The organism is Streptomyces sp. NBC_00483, from assembly GCF_036013745.1.
Taxonomy (GTDB): domain Bacteria; phylum Actinomycetota; class Actinomycetes; order Streptomycetales; family Streptomycetaceae; genus Streptomyces.
Genome location: NZ_CP107880.1, coordinates 193,147 through 211,521, shown reverse-complemented (window position 1 = coordinate 211,521; position 18,375 = coordinate 193,147). Strand labels below are relative to the sequence as shown.

Sequence of the window (18,375 nt, the reverse complement as noted above, 5' to 3'; positions counted from 1 at the left end):
ATCTCCCTGCTAATGGGTTCTGTATCCCGTTAGTGCGTGCCGCAACAGTAGCAAGGAGTGGCGCGTAATGGAACCAGGGTGCCTTTAGGTCTGGGTCTTCGCGATGTCTTCGTCCGGGTACGGCGTCCGCTTGCTCTCGCCGAGCAGTCGCTCGAGGAACGCGTCGAACACTGCGAGCGCGGGTGCGTGGGGCGAGAGCAGCCCGGCCACCGCTTCGGGGCTGCCCGGGGGCAGGTGGTGGCGCCGCAGATGGCTCAGCGTCAGCAGGGAATCGTAGGAGGGGAGGTGTCGCGCGAGGAACTCACCTTCGGCGTCGTCCAGTTGGAACCGTGAGCTGAGTGCGAGGCCGAAGTCGGCGAAGAGGATCCGCTCGCCGTCGGTGAGTAGATTGCCGAAGTGCGCGTCGAAGTGCACGACGCCCTGGCCCCGCAGGAATCCGGCGCCGCGAGCCAGCTCCCGCAGCACCCAGCGGTACGCGGCGACCTCGTCACTCCGTGCCGCGAGCCACGCCGCGACCGTGTCCGGTACGTACTCCAGGAACAGGACGAGACTGTGCCGCGCCCTCGCCAACTCCTCGAGGCGCCCGCGCACAGCGAGGGAGCCCTCCCAGTGGGCCACGGCCCCGTCGATCCCGCCGAATTAGTCCATGAGAGGTTCCCGGTCGAGCGCAGGTGCTCCGGCCTCAACTCCCGGTCCGTGAGCGGTACTCGCTTCATGAACACGGGGGAGCCCTCGACATCGACCACGCCGGAGCGTCCGCCGATCCCCGCACCGCCGGACCGCGCGCCCTCGACCATGGTGCGCAGTCGGCGGTCGTCGTGCAGCGCGAGTGCGGTGGAGAGGCGGGCGTGCAAGGTGCGGCGGTGCATGGGCGGCTCCTGGGCAGGGAAAGGGTGGCCGGGCGTGTATGCCCGGCCACCCATCCTGGTGCGTCGGCGGCCGCCTACGGCAGGGAATTAATCTTGAACGTCGACGTCGTGTTGCGGATGTCCACCGCGTTGTCGGTCAACTTCAGGTTGTGGAAGGTGACTTCGCCGACGGCAGGGCCCTGGCCCGCCTCGGGGAGTTCGTTCGCCCACACGCCGAAGCCGGACTTGGCGTCGTGGGCGTCGCCGCTCTTGCGGGCGCCGGAGATCGTCACGTCCGTGAGGATCGTGTCCTTGATGGGGTACTGGGGTTGGCCTCCCACGTAGTTGGTCTGGAACATGATGCCGCTGTACGTCGGATCGACGATGTCGACGTCGTTCACGCGGATCCCCTGGAAGACCTTCGACGCCGAGAACATCCAGATGCCGGGGAAGGTCTGACCGCCCCAGAAGTGGCCGCCGGAGCGGACGATCGAGGTGTTCTCCAGCGTCGTCGGCTCCGTGCCGAAGCCGTTCATCGGGTAGCCGAAGTCGAGGGAGCTGATGGTGACTCCGGAGTAGACGAGGGTGTCCGCGATGAGGATGTTGCGGAACGTGTTGTCGTAGCCGCCGTAGACGGCGATGCCTGCCGCCCGCCAGGTGAGCAGCGAGGTCAGGTTCTCGTACACGTTGTTCTTCTCGTCCGCGCCGCCCGCGTCGATCGCCGAGAACAGCGCGAAGCTGTCGTCGCCGGTCGCCCGCGACTCGTTGTTCGCGACGTGGTTGTCCGTCGAGCCGTTCGTCATGTTGACGCCGTCGGCGAACGTGTCGCGGATCCGGGAGTTCTTGATGGTGATGTTGTCGGTGTTGGCGCCCCAGTACAGGCACACCGTGTGTTCGTTCCAGATGTCGTCGATGGTGATGTCGGCGACGTTCGAGAAGTCGAAGACCTTGCCGGGGCCGTCGATCCGCGACGTGTAGTTCCCGAAGAAGGAGAAGTGGGTGAACGTCGAGCCGTTCGCGCTTGCCTCCGCGCGGAAGCCCGCGTCCGTGTTCTCCTGCGACGAAGGGGTGTGGAATCGCGTGAACCACGGCCCCGCGCCGACCACCTTCACCGCCTTCCCGTACACCTGGAACTTGTTCGACGTCTCGTAGTCACCGGCCGGCAGATACACCCCGACGAGCTTGCCGCTCGTGTCCATCCGGACCTTGTCGAGTGCGTCCTGCACCGCCTGGTGCGAGAAGCCGGTCGGCACGGTGTACGCCGCCGGGTCCGGGTTGGGGAGTTGCTTCGCCTCCTCCAGGTTGATGAAGTCGATCGCGTACGTGGAGTCGTTCGCGGCGTCCTTCTGGAGCCGGATCTTGCTGCCCTGCGGGACCGTCGTGCCGAGCAGCAGGTTCGCCTCGTCGTAGATGTGGCGGGGTGCGCCGGTGCCGGGGGAGTTGCCCGGGCCGGTCTCGGACCCGTACAGCCACGCGTACTTCGACGTCAGGTCGACGGCCTTGAGGAGCGTGCCGTCGACGTACACGTTCAGCGTGGAGTTCTTGCCTCCGCCGCCCGCCGAGTCCGGCATCGAGTAGCGGGTGACGAGTGTGTTCGTCGGTGCCTTGGTGGTGAACTCGACGTAGTTTCCCGTTGATTCGAGCGTGACCGCCTTGCGGCCCGAGGCCTCGCCGGCGATGTCACCGACGGTCCGGTTCGGGCCGACGACCTTCGCTCCGCCGCCGACCGTGCCGTCCTCCGCCTCGTACATGTCGTACGGCATGCTGGCACCGCGACCCACGAACAGGGGTTGCGTGGACGTGTTGTTGGCGCGCTTGACCGCGAGCTCGTTGGCGTCGTCGGCGATCACCGTCTTCACCGTGAACTTGCCCTTGCCTGCGGTCCAAGTGCCCAGCTTCACGGGTGGTGTGGTGTCACCGGCCGCGATCGTCCCGTCGTAAGAGCCGGTGAGTGTCTTCACCGCACTCCCGCCGGAGTCCGTGACCGTGAGTGTGATGTCGTGCCCGCCGCTCGAACTCGCCTGGTTGCCCTGGTTCTTGAGGGCGACCGAGAAGGTAACCGTGTCGCCCTCGGTGGGCGCGCTCGGCGACCATGCCACCGGCGACGCCACTAGGGCGTTTCTGATGGCTCTTGGACGGTGTCGCGGAGCCAGATGACGACTGCTGCGACGGCCAGGGTGCCGTTGAAGATGTAGTCGCGCTTGTCGTAACGGCTGGCGACCGCACGGAACTGCTTCCACTTGCTGACGCACCGTTCGGCGGCACTGCGGCGGCGGTACTGGCCTGTGTCGAAGGCCGGAGGCCGGCCGCCGGCCCGGCCCCGCCGCAGACGGTTGCTGCGTTGGTCCTCGGGTTGGGCGATGGTCACCTTGATGTGCCGTCCGCGCAGGTAGGCGCGGGTGTCGCGGCTGGAGTAGGCCTTGTCTCCGCGGAGCCGGTCCGGGCGGGTGCGGGGCCGCCCCGGCCCGCGCCGGGCGATCCGCAGGCACTCCAGTACCGGGACGAGCATGGGGTTGTCGCCCCGCTGGCCGGGCGAGGTCTGCCAGACCAGCGGGCGGGCCCGGTCATCGGCCAGGAAATGGACCTTGCTGGTCAGTCCGCCCCGGGAACGTCCCAGTGCCTCGCGTCCATCGGCCTCCACACGCGCCCCGCCCCTTTTGCGGGAAGTCACCCGGCGGCCGGTGCCGGGCCCCGGCCGCATGCTGATGAGCCCGGCAGGACGTGGAGTCGATGTTCACCGCCCACTCGGCCTCCTTCGCCGCCGTGCGGGCCAGGGCACCGTCCGGGTCGCTCGCGGCGGCCTCGATCTGCAGCTCTGTCAGGATCCGCTGCCAGGTTCCGTCGGCCGACCAGCGGCGATGGCGCTCATAGACGGTCTGCCACGGCCCGTACCGCTCGGGCAGATCCGGCCACGGCACCCCGGTACGGGCCCGGAACAGTACGCCGTTGATGACTCGGCGGTGATCCGCCCACTGCCCACCCGGGGCACCGTTTCCCGGCAACAGCGACTCGATCTTCTGCCACTGCGCGTCCGTCAGTTCATGGCGTCGCACCATACGACCCGCATGCCCAGCACCCGCACTGATCCACCCACCCAGCAAGAGCCATCAGAAACGACCTAGGTCCGAGCTCGTCACCGGCTTCACGACCAGATTCGTCGGGCTGATGTAGTCGTTGTTCGCCTCGTCGCGCTCCATGACCAGCTTGCTCGCGTCGACCACCGCGCCGACCTGGTACGAGCCCGCCTCGTGCGCGCCGATGTCCGCGCTCACCGTGGCCGACGCTCCGGCCGCGAGCGCGCCCACCGAACCCGTACCCACCTTCTGCGAGCCGAGCTTGAAGTCGATGTCGGTGGCGTCGGCCGCCTCGGTGCCCGCGTTGCGCACCGTCGCCGACAGGGTGATCTTGTCGGACTCGACCGGTGTCTCCGGCTTCGACGTGATGCCCGTGACCACGAGATCCGGGTTCGGGGCGGGCTCGCCGAGGACCTGGAACTCCGCCAACTGACCCGCTGCACCACCTGAGGTGGAGGTGAAGACGAGTCGCACGTCCGCGACGCGCGCGGTCAGCGGCACCGTCACCTTGTTGCCGTTCGCCGGATCGAAGCCGTACTCCTTCGGCTCGGCCAGCCTCGTGAACTCCGACGCCTTCTGCTCGCGCCCGAGCACCTCGATCTTCTGGGTGCGCGCCGCCCACGCCGCGTCCGGGTTCAGCTTCAGGACGAGTGAGGAGACGTCCGCGTTGGCGCCGAGCTTCACGGTCAGGCTGTTCGGGTACGAGCCGGCGGCACCCTCCCAGTACGTGCTGGTGTCGTCGTCCACGACGTTCTCCGCGACGTACGTCTGCGTGGTCGACGACGCGGACACCGGTTTTCCGGCCGCCAGGTTCGCGGCCTCGGTCGTGGAACCGTTGCGGGTCACCGTGTTGCTGTTCGCGGACTGATTGCCCGCCGCGTCCTTCGCTCGCACGTGGTACGTCACCGTCGCCGATGCCGGCTGGGTGTCGGTGTACGAAGTGACGTCACCGGCAAGCGACTTGAGAAGCTTGCCGTTCGCGTAGATGTCGTAGGCGGTGACCTTCACGTTGTCGGTCGATGCCCGCCAGTCGAGCTTGACCTGACCCTTCGTCTCCTCCGTGAAGGAGAGGGCGCCGGGTGCGGTGGGTGCCTGGGTGTCACCCGATCCGCCCTTACGCGTCACGGAGTTGCTGTTCGGCGACTGGTTGCCCGCCGCGTCCTTGGCGCGCACGTAGTACGTGAGCGAGGCCGACGTGGGCTGCGTGTCCGTGTACGTGAGGGTGTCGCCGTCGACCGATGCGCGCAGCTTCCCGTCCGCGTAGACGTCGTAGCCGGCGACCTTCGTGTTGTCCGTGGACGCCTTCCACGTCAGGTTGATCTGACCTGTCGCGGGCTCCGTGTAGGCGAGATCCCCGGGCGCCGTCGGCGCCTCGGTGTCGCCGGTCGTCGGCCCATACACCTCCAACTCGCCGAGCTGACCCGCAGGTTGACGGGTGTTGGCTGTCACGAGCACGCGTACGTAGCGCGTCGTCACCGAGTCGAACGTGATGCTCTGCCGCTGCCCGTCCGCCGCGCTGAACCCGTACGCCTTCGACGCCGCCAGATCGGTGAAGTCCGAGCCGTTGGTGCTGCCCTTCACGGCCAGTGTCTGCGTCCGGGTCTCCCAGGTGGGCGGCAGCCGCAGCACCACGCGGTTCACCCGCACCGACGCGCCGAGATCCACCTGCACCCACTGGGGCAGTGCGCCGTTCTTGCTCTCCCAGTAGCTCGACAGGTCGCCGTCACCCGCGTTGGCGGCCGCGTACGTCTGCGTCGTGGAGTCGGCCGTGAACGTCTTGCCGCGCGCCAGGTTGACCGAGGAGTCGGCGGCCCCGTGCACCTCCAGCTCCGCCAACTGGGCGGACGTCCAGCCGGTGTTGGCGGTCACGACGATCCGTACGAACTTCGTCTGCGTGGCAGGGAAGGTGACGTTCACCGTGTTCCCCGACCCGGGCGAGAAGGCGTACGGCGCCGAGGACTTGAGTGTGTCGAACGACGTGCCGTCGGCGCTGCCCTGCACCGAAAGCGTCTGCGTCCGGCTCTCCCACGAGGCCGGCAGGCGCAGCGTCACCTCGTCGACGCGCGCCGTGGACCCCAGGTCCACCTGCGCCCACTGCGGCCATTCGGTACCCGAACTCTCCCAGTACGTCGAGGAGTTGCCGTCCGAGACGTTCCCCGCCCCGTACCCCGACCTCGCGCTGCTCGCCTTGGTCTGCGCCCCCGCCGCGAGATTGGGGCCGCCCGCTGCCTGCGCCGCGACGGCGGGCAGGCCGAGCAGCGCCAGGGTGAGCGCGAGGAGGACCACCGAGAGGCTCCGCCACCTTCGTCTTCCACCGGATCTGAACACGCACTGTCCGAACATGCTTCTCCTGTCCCTGCACCGTTGATGTGGGTGAATTAAGGACGCGCATCAGGTTCTTGCGTTCAGTTGTTGGAGAATTGCAGAGCTGTGTTGCTGAGTCCACTGTTTGAACAGAGAGAGTTGCGGTGAGGGAGAATCGAACGGTCACGACCCGCCGTACCACGTCAGGGGAACCAGACCGATGCCCGCAGCCCACGTCACCCTCTCCGACGTCCTGAACGCCGCCGCGCCGGAGGCGACCGGCGCCCTCTGGCGGCTCGACGGCGCGGCCCGCCAACTCGACGCCAACGTCGTCCGCCTGCGGCCCGGCGGAGGCGGCGACGCGTACGTGGAGACCGAGCTCGATGTGCTCCTCGTCGTCGTGGAGGGTCACGGCACGCTCCACCGGGCGGGCGTGGACAAGGAGGTGGAGCCCGGCACGCTCGTGTTCGTGCCGCGCGGCGAGCGGCGCGCGGTCAGCGCCGGCGAGGACGGGCTCGTCTACCTCACGGCGCACCGCAGGCGGCCGGGCATGACGATCCGCCGCGCGGTACCGCAGGTGACGGCCGAGGGCGGCGAGGCACCCTGCCTGCTGCCCCAGGTGTGTGCGTCCTGCGGCCGGGCCGCCGACGACGCCGGCGCCCTGTACTGCGCCAGGTGCGGGACGCGCCTGGAGGCGCGGGGAGAGGCACAGTGATCCGGCCTTCCTTGAGGCGAAGGGATCACGCCAGACGGTGCGGTCCGCGCCTCGACTCCGGCCGTATGTACGGGATGTGGCGCCAGGACCCCGTAACTTCTCGCCACTGATTCAACACGTGAAGTTACCGAAATCCGGGGGTGCGGGATGAAGTCCGCCGCCGTCCCCGGCACACTCTGCAGCACGGCGGCCGCGTACTCGGGCACCGGCCGCCTGGGGAGGGAGCACCATCGGGGAGTCCGCGGGCGTGGGGCACGCGGACTCCCCGACCCGCCGCCGCCCCGACACCCCGCAGGCGCTGCGCGGCACGGAGCCCGCCTCTGGTTACGGTTCCGGCATGGCCGACTACCGCATTGAGACCGTCCGCAACGGCGACCGCGACTGGACCGCCCGCAACGACCGCGGCGCCGAGGTCCGCATCGCCCCCGCCGACAGCGAGGGGGCCCAGCCGTCCTTCACCCCCGTCGAACTCCTCCTGGCCGCGCTCGGCGGCTGCGGCGGCCTCGTCGTCGACCGCACGGCCCGCACCGTGCCGCACGACGAGCTGCGCATCACCGTCGACTCCGTGTCACGGCCGGAGGACGACGGCCGGGTCGGAGCCGTCCGTGTCTCGTACGAGATCGAGCTGCCGGAGGGGGACACGCACGCCGCGGAGGCGCTCGAACGCGGCATCCGTCTGACCCACGAGAAGTACTGCACGGTCAGCCGCACCGTCGAACACGGCGCGCGCGTCGAGGCGGTGGGCCCCGACGGCACGGTGCTCTTCATGGGCGGCTGACACGACCGGGCGCGGTCGACCGTCGACGGCCGACCGCGCCCGGCCACGCGCCGCCTACGGCAGCGCGTGCACCTTCGGCCCGACCGCGTTCGACCAGGCGTTGCCCGCCGTCGCGTCCCAGTTCGTGGACCAGGTCATCGCGCCGCGCAGCCCCGGATAGGTCTTCGCGGGCTTGAACGTGCCACAGCCGGTGCCGCGCGCCAGGCAGTCGAGCGCGTTGTTCACGACGGACGGTGCCACGTAGCCGCTGCCCGCGCCGCGCGTCGACGCCGGGACACCGAGCCCGACCTGCGAGGCGTCGAGGCCGCCCTCCAGCTGGATGCAGGCGAGCGCCGTCAGGAAGTCGACGGAGCCCTGGCTGTAGACCTTGCCGTCGCAGCCCAGCATCGAACCGCTGTTGTAGTACTGCATGTTGACGACCGTGAGGATGTCCTTCACGTTCAGCGCCGTCTTGAAGTACTCGCCGGACGTCGACTGCATGTCGATGGTCTGCGGCGCCATCGTCAGGACCAGCTTGCCGCCCGCCTTCGCCGACAGCTGGCGCAGCGCCTTCGTCATGTACGTCGAGTTGAGCCCGTTCTCCAGGTCGATGTCGACGCCGTCGAAGCCGTACTCCTGCATGAGCCGGTACGCGCTGTCCGCGAACGCGGTCGCGGACGCGTCGCTGTTGACCGAGATGCTGCCCTTCTCCCCGCCGACCGACAGGATCACGGACTTGCCCGCCGCGTGCTTGGCGGCGATGTCCGCCTTGAAGTCGGCGGCCGAGGCGTAGCCGACGGCCGGGTCGAGGTTGAAGGTGATCTGCCCGGGCGTGGTGGTGGCGTCGGCGAAGGAGACGGCGATGATGTCGTACTGGGACTGGACGTCGCGCAGCTTCTGGACGGTCGCGCCGTTGTCGAAGTTCTGCCAGTACCCGGTCAGCGCGTGCTTGGGGACGGTTCCGCCGCCGGGGTTGCTGCCGGACGTGGCGGTCCTCGCGGTCACCGCCGTCGACTTCGCCGATTCGCCCGCCGCGTTCGTCGCGGTGACCTGGAAGCCGTACGAGGTGTCGGCCGCGAGCCCGGTGACGGTCGTCGAGGCACCCGTCACGGCGGCGACCTTCGTGCCGTCCCGGTAGACGTTGTAGCCGGTGGCGTTGGAGACCGGGGACCAGGAGAGGCCGATGGAGGACGCGGTGGCCGCGCCCGCCGCGAGCCCCGTGGGTGCGGCCGGGACCACGACCGGATCCGTGCCGCCGCCCCCGTCGGGCCCGAAGACGTTCACATCGTCGACGTGGTACGCGCTCTGCCCGTACCAGCCGTGCGTGTAGATGGTCACGGAGGTCGTGTTCGCGCCGGTCTTGAAGCTGGTCGTGAGCTGCTGCCAGGATGAACTGCCCGGTGTCCAGGTGGACACATCGGTGGTGCCGGTGCCGCTCGCGCCGAGATACGCGTAACCGCCCTGCACCCAACTGCTCAGTGTGTACGTCGAGTTGGGCTTGACCGCGACGGTCTGGCTGCACTTGGCGTTGTCCTGGCCCGCAGGGGTCGCCTTCAGGGCCTTCGTGCCGCCGTGCACGGGTGAGGTCACGACGGCGCCGCTGCCCGCGGAGCACGTCCAGTTGCTCAGGTCCGACTCGAAGCCGGCGTTCTTGGCCACGTTGACATCAGCGGCCTGCGCGGGTGCGGCGAGCGCGGTGACGCCGAGCGACGCGGCCGCCACGACGGCGAGCGCGAGGCCGGGTCTGCGTCTGCGATGGCGTGCACGGTCCACGGGGAGCCTCCTGGGAAGAGGTGGAGAAGCTGCGGATGTGAACGGTGGCCACCGCTGTGTGCGCCAAAGTTGGTTCAGACCAATCGAGTTGTCAAGACCTCTGGCACGCACGTCAGCGGCGCCGGACGGAAGGTCCGGCGCCGCTGACGAAGGCGGAAGGCCGGTGGGTTCAGCTCAGTCCGCGCAGGTAGGCGGCCTGCCCCACGTGCTGCAGGTCGTCCGAGAGCACGCTGATGAGCCTGACCCCCAGCGTCACCGGAGGATCCCAGCCCTCGTCGACGACACGGTCGAGATCGGCGTCCTTCAGGCCGCCGAGGAACCCGAGCGTCTGCTCGTGCACCGCGTCGTAATAGCCCGTGAGGAGCTCGCCCGAGGCGACCCGCACCTGGCCGACCTGCTTCGAAGTGTGTCCGTACCCGGTGTCCGACTCGGCGAGCGGCAGATCGAACCGCCCCGCCCAGCCGCCCGCGAGCCACACCTGCTCGAGTCCCGCGGCATCGGCGACATGGTCGTCCTGAACGCGGGTGAGATGCCAGATCAGCCAGGCAATGGAATTCGCCGTGTCTTCCGGTCGCTCGTGCAGCGCGTCGACGGAAAGCCCCTCGACGGCCGCGTGCACCTCTTCCTGAATACGGCTGTAACCGTCCATGAGTACGTCATGTGAGCGCATGCGTGCAGTCTCTCCGACGCGGAGGATTTCGGCCAACGAACGCCGTGAATATGCCCGGAGACTGGCGTGAAAGCCATGGTGACCCTGCCTCCCGAGTGCCGATACTTGACCAGAGAACGGTTGAACGTTGTTCGTAGGCGGCGTCCCGCGGGCCAATTGCCCGGGCAATTCTCGCCGTTGCGGTGGATCACTGATCGTTTGGCACAACAGTCAATGCAGTCGGGCGCCAGGCAATGGGGGAGACCGTGCACGACGAATTCCTGTGCCACGTCACCGCGTACGGAATCTGCGGTGGCCGGCGCGTGGGTGTTCCGCTCGGCACATATCGCGCCCCCACGCTCCCGCTGGCCCTGTGGTGGCTGCGCGACCGGGCCATGTGGATGGCCGAGCGCCTCGACCCGCGCCCCGGCCTGAGTCACTTACCCGAGGGTGCGCTGACGCCGATGGGCGATGACGCACCCGACGTGCCGGAACAGCTGCGGGCCTGGTGCGGCGACCCGGACCAACAGGAAAACGTCGCGGAAGAGTTGGCCTCCGGGCGGCTCGTCAGGATCGTCACTCACGACGACACCACCGAGTACGAGCTCCTCGCCGAGTCCGTCGACGCGGTCCGCATGGCCCGCACCCAGCCGCGCCGCCGCGGCCCACGGCGCCGCATGACAGTTACCAATAGTCACTGACAAGAGTGACACGGCGCTTGATCGCGCCGACTCCGGGGCAGTCTGATCACGCTCAGTAAGAACGATCACTCCGGGGTCACCGAAATGAAGCGCTTCATGAAGCACAGATCCGTGCTGCTCGCCCTCACCCTCCCACTGCTCGGCGGCGCCACGACCGCCCTCGCACCCACCTCCGCCGCCGCGCCCGGCGCCGTACCGCCCGGTCAGGTCTGCTTCTGGACCGAAGTCGGCATGCACGGCCAGGCCTGGTGCTACGGACCTCCCGGCTACGCCGACGCGGAGAACGGGACGGCGCGCCACGCCACCTCCTTCGAGTCCCGCGTCTCGGGAACCGTCTACGCCATCAGCTACACCTCGACCGGCTGCCTCTACCGGGAGATCAGGCGCGACGACTACTCCGAGAACTGGGACTGGGCCGGAAAGCTCGACGGTGTCTCCGACACCACCATGGGGTGCGAGCAGGGCTGAGCGCGCCATGAACCGCCGAACCCGCGCCCTCAGCATCCTGGCCGGCGCCGCCCTGCTCCTCCCGCTCGCGGGCTGCACCACAGAGCACACCGACCGGCCCGCCCGCACACCCGACGACACCATCAGGGCCGCGACCCAGACCCTCACCGACCGCTGCCTGACCCGCCAGGGCCTCACACCGCCCCGGCCGGGACAGCGCTCGGCGAACCGGGCGGAGGAACAGCGGGTCGCGACCGCCCTCTTCGGCCGGCCGCCCGCCGAACTCTCCCTGACCCTCGCGAACGGCATCCCCGTACGCGCTCACACCGACGGCTGCCTGGCCGCCGCCCAACGCACCCTCTACGGCGACCAGAAACGCTGGTTCCAGGTGTCGACCGTCGTCAACAACCTCAAGCCCGAGGCCGCCCACCGCGACCTCAGCCTCGCCTCCGTGCGCGCACGACACCGCGCCGAACTCACCGACTGGCAGCGCCTGCGGTCCCGCGCGCTCGACGCGTCCACCCGCGTGCTGCACATCACCAGCCACTGACCCAGCAAGGAGAACAGACCTCATGAAGCACCCGATCGCCCTGGTCACCGCCGCGGTCCTCGCCCTCGGCGGCGCCGCGCTCCCCGCCACCGCCTTCGCGGCCCAATGCCCCAGCGGCGAGTTCTGCGCCTGGACCGACGCCAACTACACCGGAATGCGCTGGAACTGGTCCGGCGACGACCACGACTGGGAGGACGGCATCCAGGACGAGGACTCCTCCTGGGCCAATCACGGAATCTCAGGGCCAGGCATCAAGGACCACGTCCAGGTCTACGAGAACCCGGGCCTCGTCGGCTTCGGCACCGTCTGTCTCGCGCCCGGCCAGGAGATCGCGTCCAACGGCTGGGCCAACGACAGCGGCGACTCCCACACGTGGACCATGGAGTGCTGAACCCGCTTGGCAGTGAAGTGAGTTCAGAACGTGTCGTCGGTGTGCGGCACTAGCTCCGTGCGCAGCGCGGCGTCGAGCATCGACGCCGCGCCCTGCGTGTGCTCCACCACCAGACCCGCGCGTACCAGCGCCGCCACCGGCGTCGCCGCCATGTACGCGGTCGCCAGATCGCGGGCCTCCAGGCTCAGGTCGGGCGCGTCGTCCGTGGGCGCGTACGAGAAGCCGTCCGGCGACGCGATCAGACGGAACGTCCCCGCGTTCGCCGGGATCCGCGCGTCACGCACCGCGAGCACCACATCCACGGGCGCCGCCCAGGCGCGGGCCGTGAGCGCCGCGCGCACGTCCACCAGGCGCACCCACAGCGCCGGTTCGACGCTCTTGACGCTCACCTGGTCGCGGTCGGCCGCGAACAGCGGCAGAGGATCGTCCAGCGGCCTGCCGTGCGCGCGCACCGTGCCCGTCAGGTCGATGTCCGCGAGATACCGCCACAGCGCCGCCGCGCTCCCCGGCGTATCGGCCTCCAGCTCCTCGACACTCACCAGGCCCGGTACGCCACCGGACCAGTCGCCCGACTTGGTGCGGTAGATCGCGTAACCGGCGAGCGGATCGCCGAGCGTCACCACGCGCGGCGGCGACAGGTCCTCGTCCTCCTCGTCCTTCCGTGCCAGCCACTGCTCGCGCCACCACGTCTCCGTGCGCGCGTGCCGCCCCGCCCGCAGCCCGCGCCTCGTCTCGAAGTACGGCGCGAGCACGGCGGGTGCCGAGTCGGCGTCGAGCAGGCGCAGCGGGCGCTCGTCGGGCGAGATGCGCAGCCCCAGCGCGCGCCGCGAGTCGATCTCCACGGTCGCCCCGTACGTGCCGGGGCCGAATCCGAACCGGCCGTAGATCGACGCCTCCGACGCCCACAACGCGGCCAGCGGCGCGGCCTGTTCGGCGCAACGGACGAACAACTCGGCCATCATCGCCGACAGCACGCCGCGCCTGCGGTGCGTGGGCGCGACCGAGACGTACGACAGGCCGGGGCAGGAGAGGTCGCCACCGCCCGGCACGGACACGGTGAAGGGATGCGCCGCGGCGAAGCCGACCAGTTCCTCGCCGTCGTACGCGCCGATCCGCAGGCAGCCGGACAGCATCTGCTGTTGCTGCTTGCGGCGTTCGTCGTCGGGCGACTCGTGGAAGACGAGATGGGCGAGCGCCAGGGCCCGCTCGATGTCGGACTCGGGTACCTCGCGGAGGCGGACGGAACCAATGATCATGATCATCGACTGTAGTGGCGCCCCGCCCATACCCACCTCAGCGGCGCCGACTCCGTTGAGGTGGGCGGGCGGCGGGGTCCGGGCCGTCCGCCCGCGCGCGCGGCCGACGCCGGCGCGCGCACACCGGAACTTCCGCCCGAAGGGGCCGGACGGATGCATCCGGGCCCGACGAATCTCAGCCGCGATCGCTGCGGCCGCGCAACCGGTCGCCGAGGCGTCTCATGCCGCGCCGGGCGTGGCTCTTGACCGTGCCCAGCGGCCAGCCGGTGCGCTCGGCGATCTGGGGTTGCGTCAGGTCCTCGTAGAACGTGAGACGCAGCACCGTGCGCTGCGTGCTCGGCAGGCGCGCCAACTCCTGCGACAGCACAAGACGTTCGACGACCGCGTCCATGCAGGCGTCGGTCGCGGGTTCGCGGCCGGCCGAGACGGCGTGCCGTCCGGCCGCCGCCTCGAACAGCGCCGCACGACGGCTCCGGGCGGCGAGCGCGTCCGCGACCCGGTGCCGCGCGATACCCGTCAACCAGGCGGACGGCGGGCCCAGTTCCGGCCGATATCCGGACCGGCCGCGCCAGGCGGCGAGGAACACCTGCTGCATCACGTCCTCCGCCTCGGAGCGGTCGCCGAGCGCCCGCTGTGCCAGGCCCCGCACGAGCGGCGACCACCGCCGGTACACCTCGGCGAGGCAGGCGACGTCACCTGCCGCGAGACCGTCCGCCAGGGCGGCCTCCGACGCCTCGCGCGGGTCGACGTTCCGCGACAGCATCCCTGGGATCCTCAACGCCCCGTCAACTCCTCGAAACGATCCTGAACTCGACTCGTGATGGCCAGGACCGGACGCGCGCAGTGCTCGCCAAGTCACGGCCCGGTCATCCTGGAAACGATTCCCGCTGCCCGACAACCCGCATCGGTTGTGCGTCGTATCGTGGGCCGATGGACGAGGGGCAGCAGGTACGCGACGCGGTGGGGACACAGGCGGCACCATCGGAGGCGGGCGTCACCACCGGCGCCCTCGCAAGGCGGCTCGGGGTCTCGCCGACGACCCTGCGCAGCTGGGACCGCCGCTACGGGCTCGGGCCCGCGCAGCGCTCGACGGGACACCACCGGCGCTGGACCGCGGACGACGTCGCGGTCGTCGAGGAGATGTGCCGGCTGACCACGACGGGCCTGCCGCCCGCCGAGGCCGCGCTCCTCGCGGGCAAGCGCCTCGCGACGGAGCCCGCCGGGCTGCCGCACCAGCGCCCGGCGCCGGCCGCGCCCGCCTCGCCGGCCACGCTGGAGCGCCAGTGCCGGGGCATCTCCCGCGCCGCGACCCGCATGGACGCGCCGACCGTGCAGAACCTGCTGACCGAGGCCGTGACCGAGCACGGCCTGGTCACCGCCTGGCAGGACGTGATGGCGCCGGTGCTGCACGCGGTGGGCCGCAAGTGGGAGGAGGCGGGCGACCGGTACGTCGAGGTCGAGCACCTGCTGTCCTGGCAGGTCTCGCGCACCCTGCACCGTGCGGCCGCCCCCGTCGACTCCACCCTCGCGCTGCCGCCGCTGGTCCTTGCCTGCGTCCCCGCCGAACAGCACGTGCTCGCCCTGGAGGCGCTCAGTGCCGGTCTGAGTCAACTGGGCGTACCGCAGCGGATGTTCGGGGCGGCCGTGCCGGTGGAGGCGGTGTCGGCCGCGGTGCGCAGGACCGGGCCGCGCGTCGTCGTGCTGTGGGCGCAGGCCCGCTCCACCGCGAGCCTTCCGCTGGCCCGGCACCTCGCCGAGACCCGCTGGGGTGTGCGCGGCGCCCGTGGCAAACCCGCCGTGATGCTGGCCGGGCCCGGTTGGGCGGGCCGGGGCGTGCGCGGCGCGCTGCACCCGGCGACGCTGCCGCAGGCCCTCGACCAGATCGGGCGCCACTACCCGGAGATCAGTCGAGGCCCCGGGCCCGCTTGAACCGGGCAAGACCGTCCGGCAGTTCGACGATCGGGTCCGGATAGTCGCCGAGGGCGGCCCGGTCGAGTCCGGCCGCCTTCCACGGCGTGTGCACCGCGGAGCCCTCGATGCCCGCCAACTCCGGTACCCAGCGCCGTACGTAGGCGCCGTCCGGGTCGTAGCGCTTGGCCTGGGTCACCGGATTGAGCACCCGGTTCGGTCGGCTGTCCGTGCCGGTGCCCGCCATCCACTGCCAGTTCATCTGGTTGTTCGCGACGTCCCCGTCCACCAACAGGCTCAGGAAATGGCGCGCGCCCACCCGCCAGTCCACGTACAGCGTTTTGACGAGGAACGACGCGGTGAGCAGCCGGCCCCGGTTGTGCATCCAGCCCTCGTGCCGCAGCTGCCGCATCGCGGCGTCCACCACCGGGTATCCCGTACGCCCCTCCTGCCACGCCTCGACCTCCCGGGGCGCCCTGCGCCAACGGTCGTGATGCGTGCGGTAGTCGGCGCCCGCGGCGTCGGGCCGCGCGGCCAGCACCTGGTGGTGGAAGTCCCGCCAGGCCAGCTGCCGCACGAACGCCTCCGCGCCCGGGCCGCCCGCCGCGCGCGCCCGGTGCACGGCCTCGACGGGACCGACCGTGCCGAAGTGCAGATGCGGGGAGAGCCGCGACGTGGCGTCGCCCGCGAGGTCGTCGTGCCGGTCCTCGTACGCGGCGATCCCCGAACGCAGCCAGGACGTCAGCAGCGCCCGGCCCGCCCGTTCACCGCCCTCGGCGAGCCCGGGCGACACCCCCGACACATCGGCCCGCTCGGGCAGCACCTCGCCGCCCACGCCGTCCGGCACCCGGACGGCGCGCGGCGCCCGCACGACGGCCCGCGTCCCGTGCTGGGCCCAGTGCCGGTGGTAGGGCGTGAACACCGCGAAGTGGTCCCGGGCGTCGGGCGTGACGGCGCCCGGCGGAACGCAGGTGACGACGCCGTCGTGCGCCACCAGGTCGCAGCCGAGCCGGTGCAGCGTGTCCCGCAGCAGGTCCTCCCTGCGGTGCGCGTACGCGGAGACGCCGCCCGCCACGTGCACGGCGCACGCGTCCGTCTCGGTCACCACCTTCGCCACCTCGTCGACCACGTCGCCCGAGCGCACCACGAGCCGCCCGCCCCGGTCCCGCAGCGCCGCGTCCAGATCCCGCAGGCAGTCGGCGAGAAACGCCTCCCGGTTCGGGGCGAGGAACCCGGCGACCCCCGTGTCCCGGACGAACAGCGGCACCACGACGTCCGCCGCGGTCAACGCCGCCCGCAGCGGCGGGTGGTCGTGCACTCGGAGGTCGGAGGTGAACAGGACGACGTGGACACGCACGGAAAGGCTCCAGGTGGAGAGGGCGGCAAGCGGGCTACGTCAGGCCTTCCCGGCCGACGGTGCGCACGGATGCACGATCACCCGCACGGGGCGCCCCCGTCGGTACCCCGCTCGGCCGTGGCCGCGATGTTGCGCGCCATCCCGCCGAACACCACGGAGTGGAACGGCGCCACGCTCCACCAGTACGCCTGGCCCGCCAGGCCGTGCGGATGGAACAGCGCCCGCTGCCGGTAGCGGGAGCGCCCGCCGTCCGCCGCCTCCACGGACAGCTCCAGCCAGGCCAGGCCCGGCAACCGCATCTCGGCGCGCAGCCGCAGCAGCCGGCCCGGCTCGATCTCCTCCACGCGCCAGAAATCCAGCGAGTCGCCGACCCGCAGCCGCGCCGCGTCCCGCCGCCCACGCCGCAGCCCCACACCGCCCACGAACCGGTCGAGCCCGCCGCGCACGGCCCACGCCAGCGGGAACGAGTACCAGCCGTGTTCCCCGCCGATGCCCTCGACCACGTCCCACAGCCGCTCCGGCGAGGCCTCGACCAGCCGCTCCCGGTCGTCCGTGTAGAGGCTGCCGCCCGCCCAGTCCGGGTCGGTGGGCAGCGGATCGCTGGGGGCGCCCGGCAGCGCGGCGGACGACCAGCGGGTGGCCACCTGCGCCTCCTGGACACGGCGCAGCGCCAGCCGCACCGCCTCGTCGAACCCGATCGGGGAACCCGGCGGATACGCCACCCATTGCTGGATGTCGTGCTCGTGGCAGACGACTTCGTGGCGCAGCGACTCGGTGAGCGGGCGGGCGATGGAGGCGGGCACGGGCGTCACCAGGCCGACCCAGTGGCTCGACAGGCCGGGGCTGAGCATCGGCACCCCGACCACGACGCGCCGCGGCAACCGCGCCACGGCCGCGTACCGGAGCATCATGTCGCGGTAGGTGAGCACGTCGGGCCCGCCGACATCGAAGGAACGGGACTCCTCCGACGGCATCGCCGCGCTGTCCACGAGGCAGCGCAGCACGTCGCGGACCGCGATCGGCTGGATCCGGGTGTGCACCCAGCTGGGCGTCACCATCACCGGCAGCCGTTCGGTCAGATAGCGCAGCATCTCGAACGACGCGGAGCCGGACCCGATGATCACGGCCGCCCGCAGCACCGTCGTCGGCACGCCGGAGGCCAGCAGGATGTGCCCGACCTCCGCCCGCGAGCGCAGATGCGGCGACAGCTCACGCTCGGGTACGCCCGCGGGCGTCAGGCCGCCCAGATAGACGATTCGCCGCACACCCGCCCGGCGGGCCTCTTCGGCGAAGGCCGTCGCCATCTCGCGGTCGGTGCGCTCGAAGTCCTTGCCGGTGCCGAGCGCGTGCACCAGGTAGTACGCGACGTCGATGCCGCTCAGCGCGGCGCCGAGCGAGTCGCGATCCGTGAGATCGCCCTGAGCCACCTCGACATCGCCGGCCCACGGGTGATCCCGGAGCTTGGCGGGGGAGCGGGCCAGGCAGCGCACGTGATGCCCCGAGGCGAGCAGTTCCGGTACCAGGCGGCCACCGATGTAGCCGCTCGCCCCGGTGACCAGGCATCGCTGTCCGGCACGTTCCGCGTTCATGGGTCTCCCTCGCTCGCCCCCTGTCCACCACCGTCCGCCCCAAGACCGACTTCCGC

At 70.8% G+C, this 18,375-nt stretch carries 15 protein-coding genes and 2 pseudogenes; 7 read left to right on the top strand and 10 right to left on the bottom strand.

The genetic code is table 11. From position 1 onward, the window contains the following. Positions 1–84 precede the first annotated feature (84 nt). From OHA73_RS01025 to OHA73_RS01010, 4 genes and pseudogenes are all read right to left on the bottom strand, one after another. Entirely contained in the window at positions 85–618 is a 534-nt protein-coding gene (locus tag OHA73_RS01025; protein ID WP_323179656.1) for a hypothetical protein, read from the bottom strand. A 325-nt stretch (positions 619–943) separates the two neighbouring features. After that, a pseudogene (locus tag OHA73_RS01020) lies at positions 944–2,962 on the bottom strand (discoidin domain-containing protein); the annotation flags it as partial. After that, positions 2,959–3,904 (bottom strand): IS5 family transposase gene (locus OHA73_RS01015; protein WP_327653821.1). Its coding sequence is split into 2 segments (ribosomal slippage): positions 2,959–3,532 and positions 3,531–3,904, totalling 948 coding nucleotides; the frame shifts between segments, so codons are not numbered across the junction. The gene OHA73_RS01015 and the pseudogene OHA73_RS01020, both read right to left, overlap by 4 nt. A gap of 63 nt (positions 3,905–3,967) precedes the next feature. Continuing rightward, positions 3,968–6,265: pseudogene (locus tag OHA73_RS01010) on the bottom strand (discoidin domain-containing protein); the annotation flags it as partial. A 181-nt stretch (positions 6,266–6,446) separates the two neighbouring features. Between OHA73_RS01010 and OHA73_RS01005 the strand changes: the two are divergent. Together OHA73_RS01005 and OHA73_RS01000 are read left to right on the top strand one after the other, a co-directional pair. Continuing rightward, a complete protein-coding gene (locus tag OHA73_RS01005) occupies positions 6,447–6,941 on the top strand; it encodes a cupin domain-containing protein (protein ID WP_266718289.1) in 495 nt (164 codons plus the stop codon). 247 nt (positions 6,942–7,188) lie between these two features. Beyond that, entirely contained in the window at positions 7,189–7,719 is a 531-nt protein-coding gene (locus OHA73_RS01000) for an OsmC family protein (RefSeq protein ID WP_327653820.1), read from the top strand. A 54-nt stretch (positions 7,720–7,773) separates the two neighbouring features. Here OHA73_RS01000 and OHA73_RS00995 read toward each other — a convergent pair whose 3' ends face one another. Continuing rightward, positions 7,774–9,471, bottom strand: coding sequence for a chitinase (locus tag OHA73_RS00995; protein ID WP_327653819.1), 1,698 nt, complete (start codon positions 9,469–9,471; stop codon positions 7,774–7,776). A gap of 169 nt (positions 9,472–9,640) precedes the next feature. After that, entirely contained in the window at positions 9,641–10,141 is a 501-nt protein-coding gene (locus OHA73_RS00990; protein WP_267072551.1) for a mycothiol transferase, read from the bottom strand. Between the two features lie 245 nt (positions 10,142–10,386). On the opposite strand from OHA73_RS00990, the gene OHA73_RS00985 reads away from it, so the two are divergent. From OHA73_RS00985 to OHA73_RS00970, 4 genes are all read left to right on the top strand, one after another. After that, positions 10,387–10,821 (top strand): hypothetical protein, encoded by a 435-nt coding sequence (locus OHA73_RS00985; RefSeq protein WP_266718297.1) that lies wholly within the window; start codon positions 10,387–10,389, stop codon positions 10,819–10,821. A gap of 96 nt (positions 10,822–10,917) precedes the next feature. Further along, on the top strand, positions 10,918–11,289 hold the full coding sequence (locus OHA73_RS00980; protein ID WP_267072552.1) for a hypothetical protein: 372 nt from the start codon (positions 10,918–10,920) through the stop codon (positions 11,287–11,289). Positions 11,290–11,296: 7 nt separating this feature from the next. Then, positions 11,297–11,818, top strand: a complete 522-nt coding sequence (locus tag OHA73_RS00975) for a hypothetical protein (protein WP_267072553.1) — start codon at positions 11,297–11,299, stop codon at positions 11,816–11,818. A gap of 22 nt (positions 11,819–11,840) precedes the next feature. Continuing rightward, positions 11,841–12,209, top strand: a complete 369-nt coding sequence (locus OHA73_RS00970) for a peptidase inhibitor family I36 protein (RefSeq protein ID WP_266718303.1) — start codon at positions 11,841–11,843, stop codon at positions 12,207–12,209. A 23-nt stretch (positions 12,210–12,232) separates the two neighbouring features. On the opposite strand, the gene OHA73_RS00965 is transcribed toward OHA73_RS00970, so the two are convergent. Both OHA73_RS00965 and OHA73_RS00960 read right to left on the bottom strand, forming a co-directional pair. Next, on the bottom strand, positions 12,233–13,465 hold the full coding sequence (locus OHA73_RS00965; protein ID WP_327653818.1) for a GNAT family N-acetyltransferase: 1,233 nt from the start codon (positions 13,463–13,465) through the stop codon (positions 12,233–12,235). Between the two features lie 175 nt (positions 13,466–13,640). Further along, on the bottom strand, positions 13,641–14,228 hold the full coding sequence (locus OHA73_RS00960; RefSeq protein WP_266718305.1) for an RNA polymerase sigma factor: 588 nt from the start codon (positions 14,226–14,228) through the stop codon (positions 13,641–13,643). Between the two features lie 167 nt (positions 14,229–14,395). Between OHA73_RS00960 and OHA73_RS00955 the strand changes: the two genes are divergently transcribed. Beyond that, positions 14,396–15,394, top strand: coding sequence for a MerR family transcriptional regulator (locus tag OHA73_RS00955; protein WP_327653817.1), 999 nt, complete (start codon positions 14,396–14,398; stop codon positions 15,392–15,394). Here the strand turns inward: OHA73_RS00955 and OHA73_RS00950 are convergent. Beyond that, positions 15,369–16,730 carry a cryptochrome/photolyase family protein gene (locus tag OHA73_RS00950; RefSeq protein WP_327653816.1) on the bottom strand — a complete coding sequence of 454 codons (1,362 nt, stop codon included), beginning with the start codon at positions 16,728–16,730 and terminating at the stop codon, positions 15,369–15,371. The two genes, OHA73_RS00955 and OHA73_RS00950, sit on opposite strands and share 26 nt — an antisense overlap. A 77-nt stretch (positions 16,731–16,807) precedes the next feature. Beyond that, positions 16,808–18,319, bottom strand: coding sequence for an SDR family oxidoreductase (locus tag OHA73_RS00945; protein WP_327653815.1), 1,512 nt, complete (start codon positions 18,317–18,319; stop codon positions 16,808–16,810). Positions 18,320–18,375 lie beyond the last annotated feature (56 nt).

Coding starts and splice junctions, on each gene's coding strand:
- OHA73_RS01005 (WP_266718289.1), top strand. CDS start 6,447: ATGCCCGCAGCCCACGTCACCCTCTCCGACGTCCTGAACGCCGCCGCG.
- OHA73_RS00990 (WP_267072551.1), bottom strand. CDS start 10,141: ATGCGCTCACATGACGTACTCATGGACGGTTACAGCCGTATTCAGGAA.
- OHA73_RS00980 (WP_267072552.1), top strand. CDS start 10,918: ATGAAGCACAGATCCGTGCTGCTCGCCCTCACCCTCCCACTGCTCGGC.
- OHA73_RS00975 (WP_267072553.1), top strand. CDS start 11,297: ATGAACCGCCGAACCCGCGCCCTCAGCATCCTGGCCGGCGCCGCCCTG.
- OHA73_RS00970 (WP_266718303.1), top strand. CDS start 11,841: ATGAAGCACCCGATCGCCCTGGTCACCGCCGCGGTCCTCGCCCTCGGC.
- OHA73_RS00965 (WP_327653818.1), bottom strand. CDS start 13,465: ATGATCATTGGTTCCGTCCGCCTCCGCGAGGTACCCGAGTCCGACATC.
- OHA73_RS00960 (WP_266718305.1), bottom strand. CDS start 14,228: ATGCTGTCGCGGAACGTCGACCCGCGCGAGGCGTCGGAGGCCGCCCTG.
- OHA73_RS00955 (WP_327653817.1), top strand. CDS start 14,396: ATGGACGAGGGGCAGCAGGTACGCGACGCGGTGGGGACACAGGCGGCA.
- OHA73_RS00945 (WP_327653815.1), bottom strand. CDS start 18,319: ATGAACGCGGAACGTGCCGGACAGCGATGCCTGGTCACCGGGGCGAGC.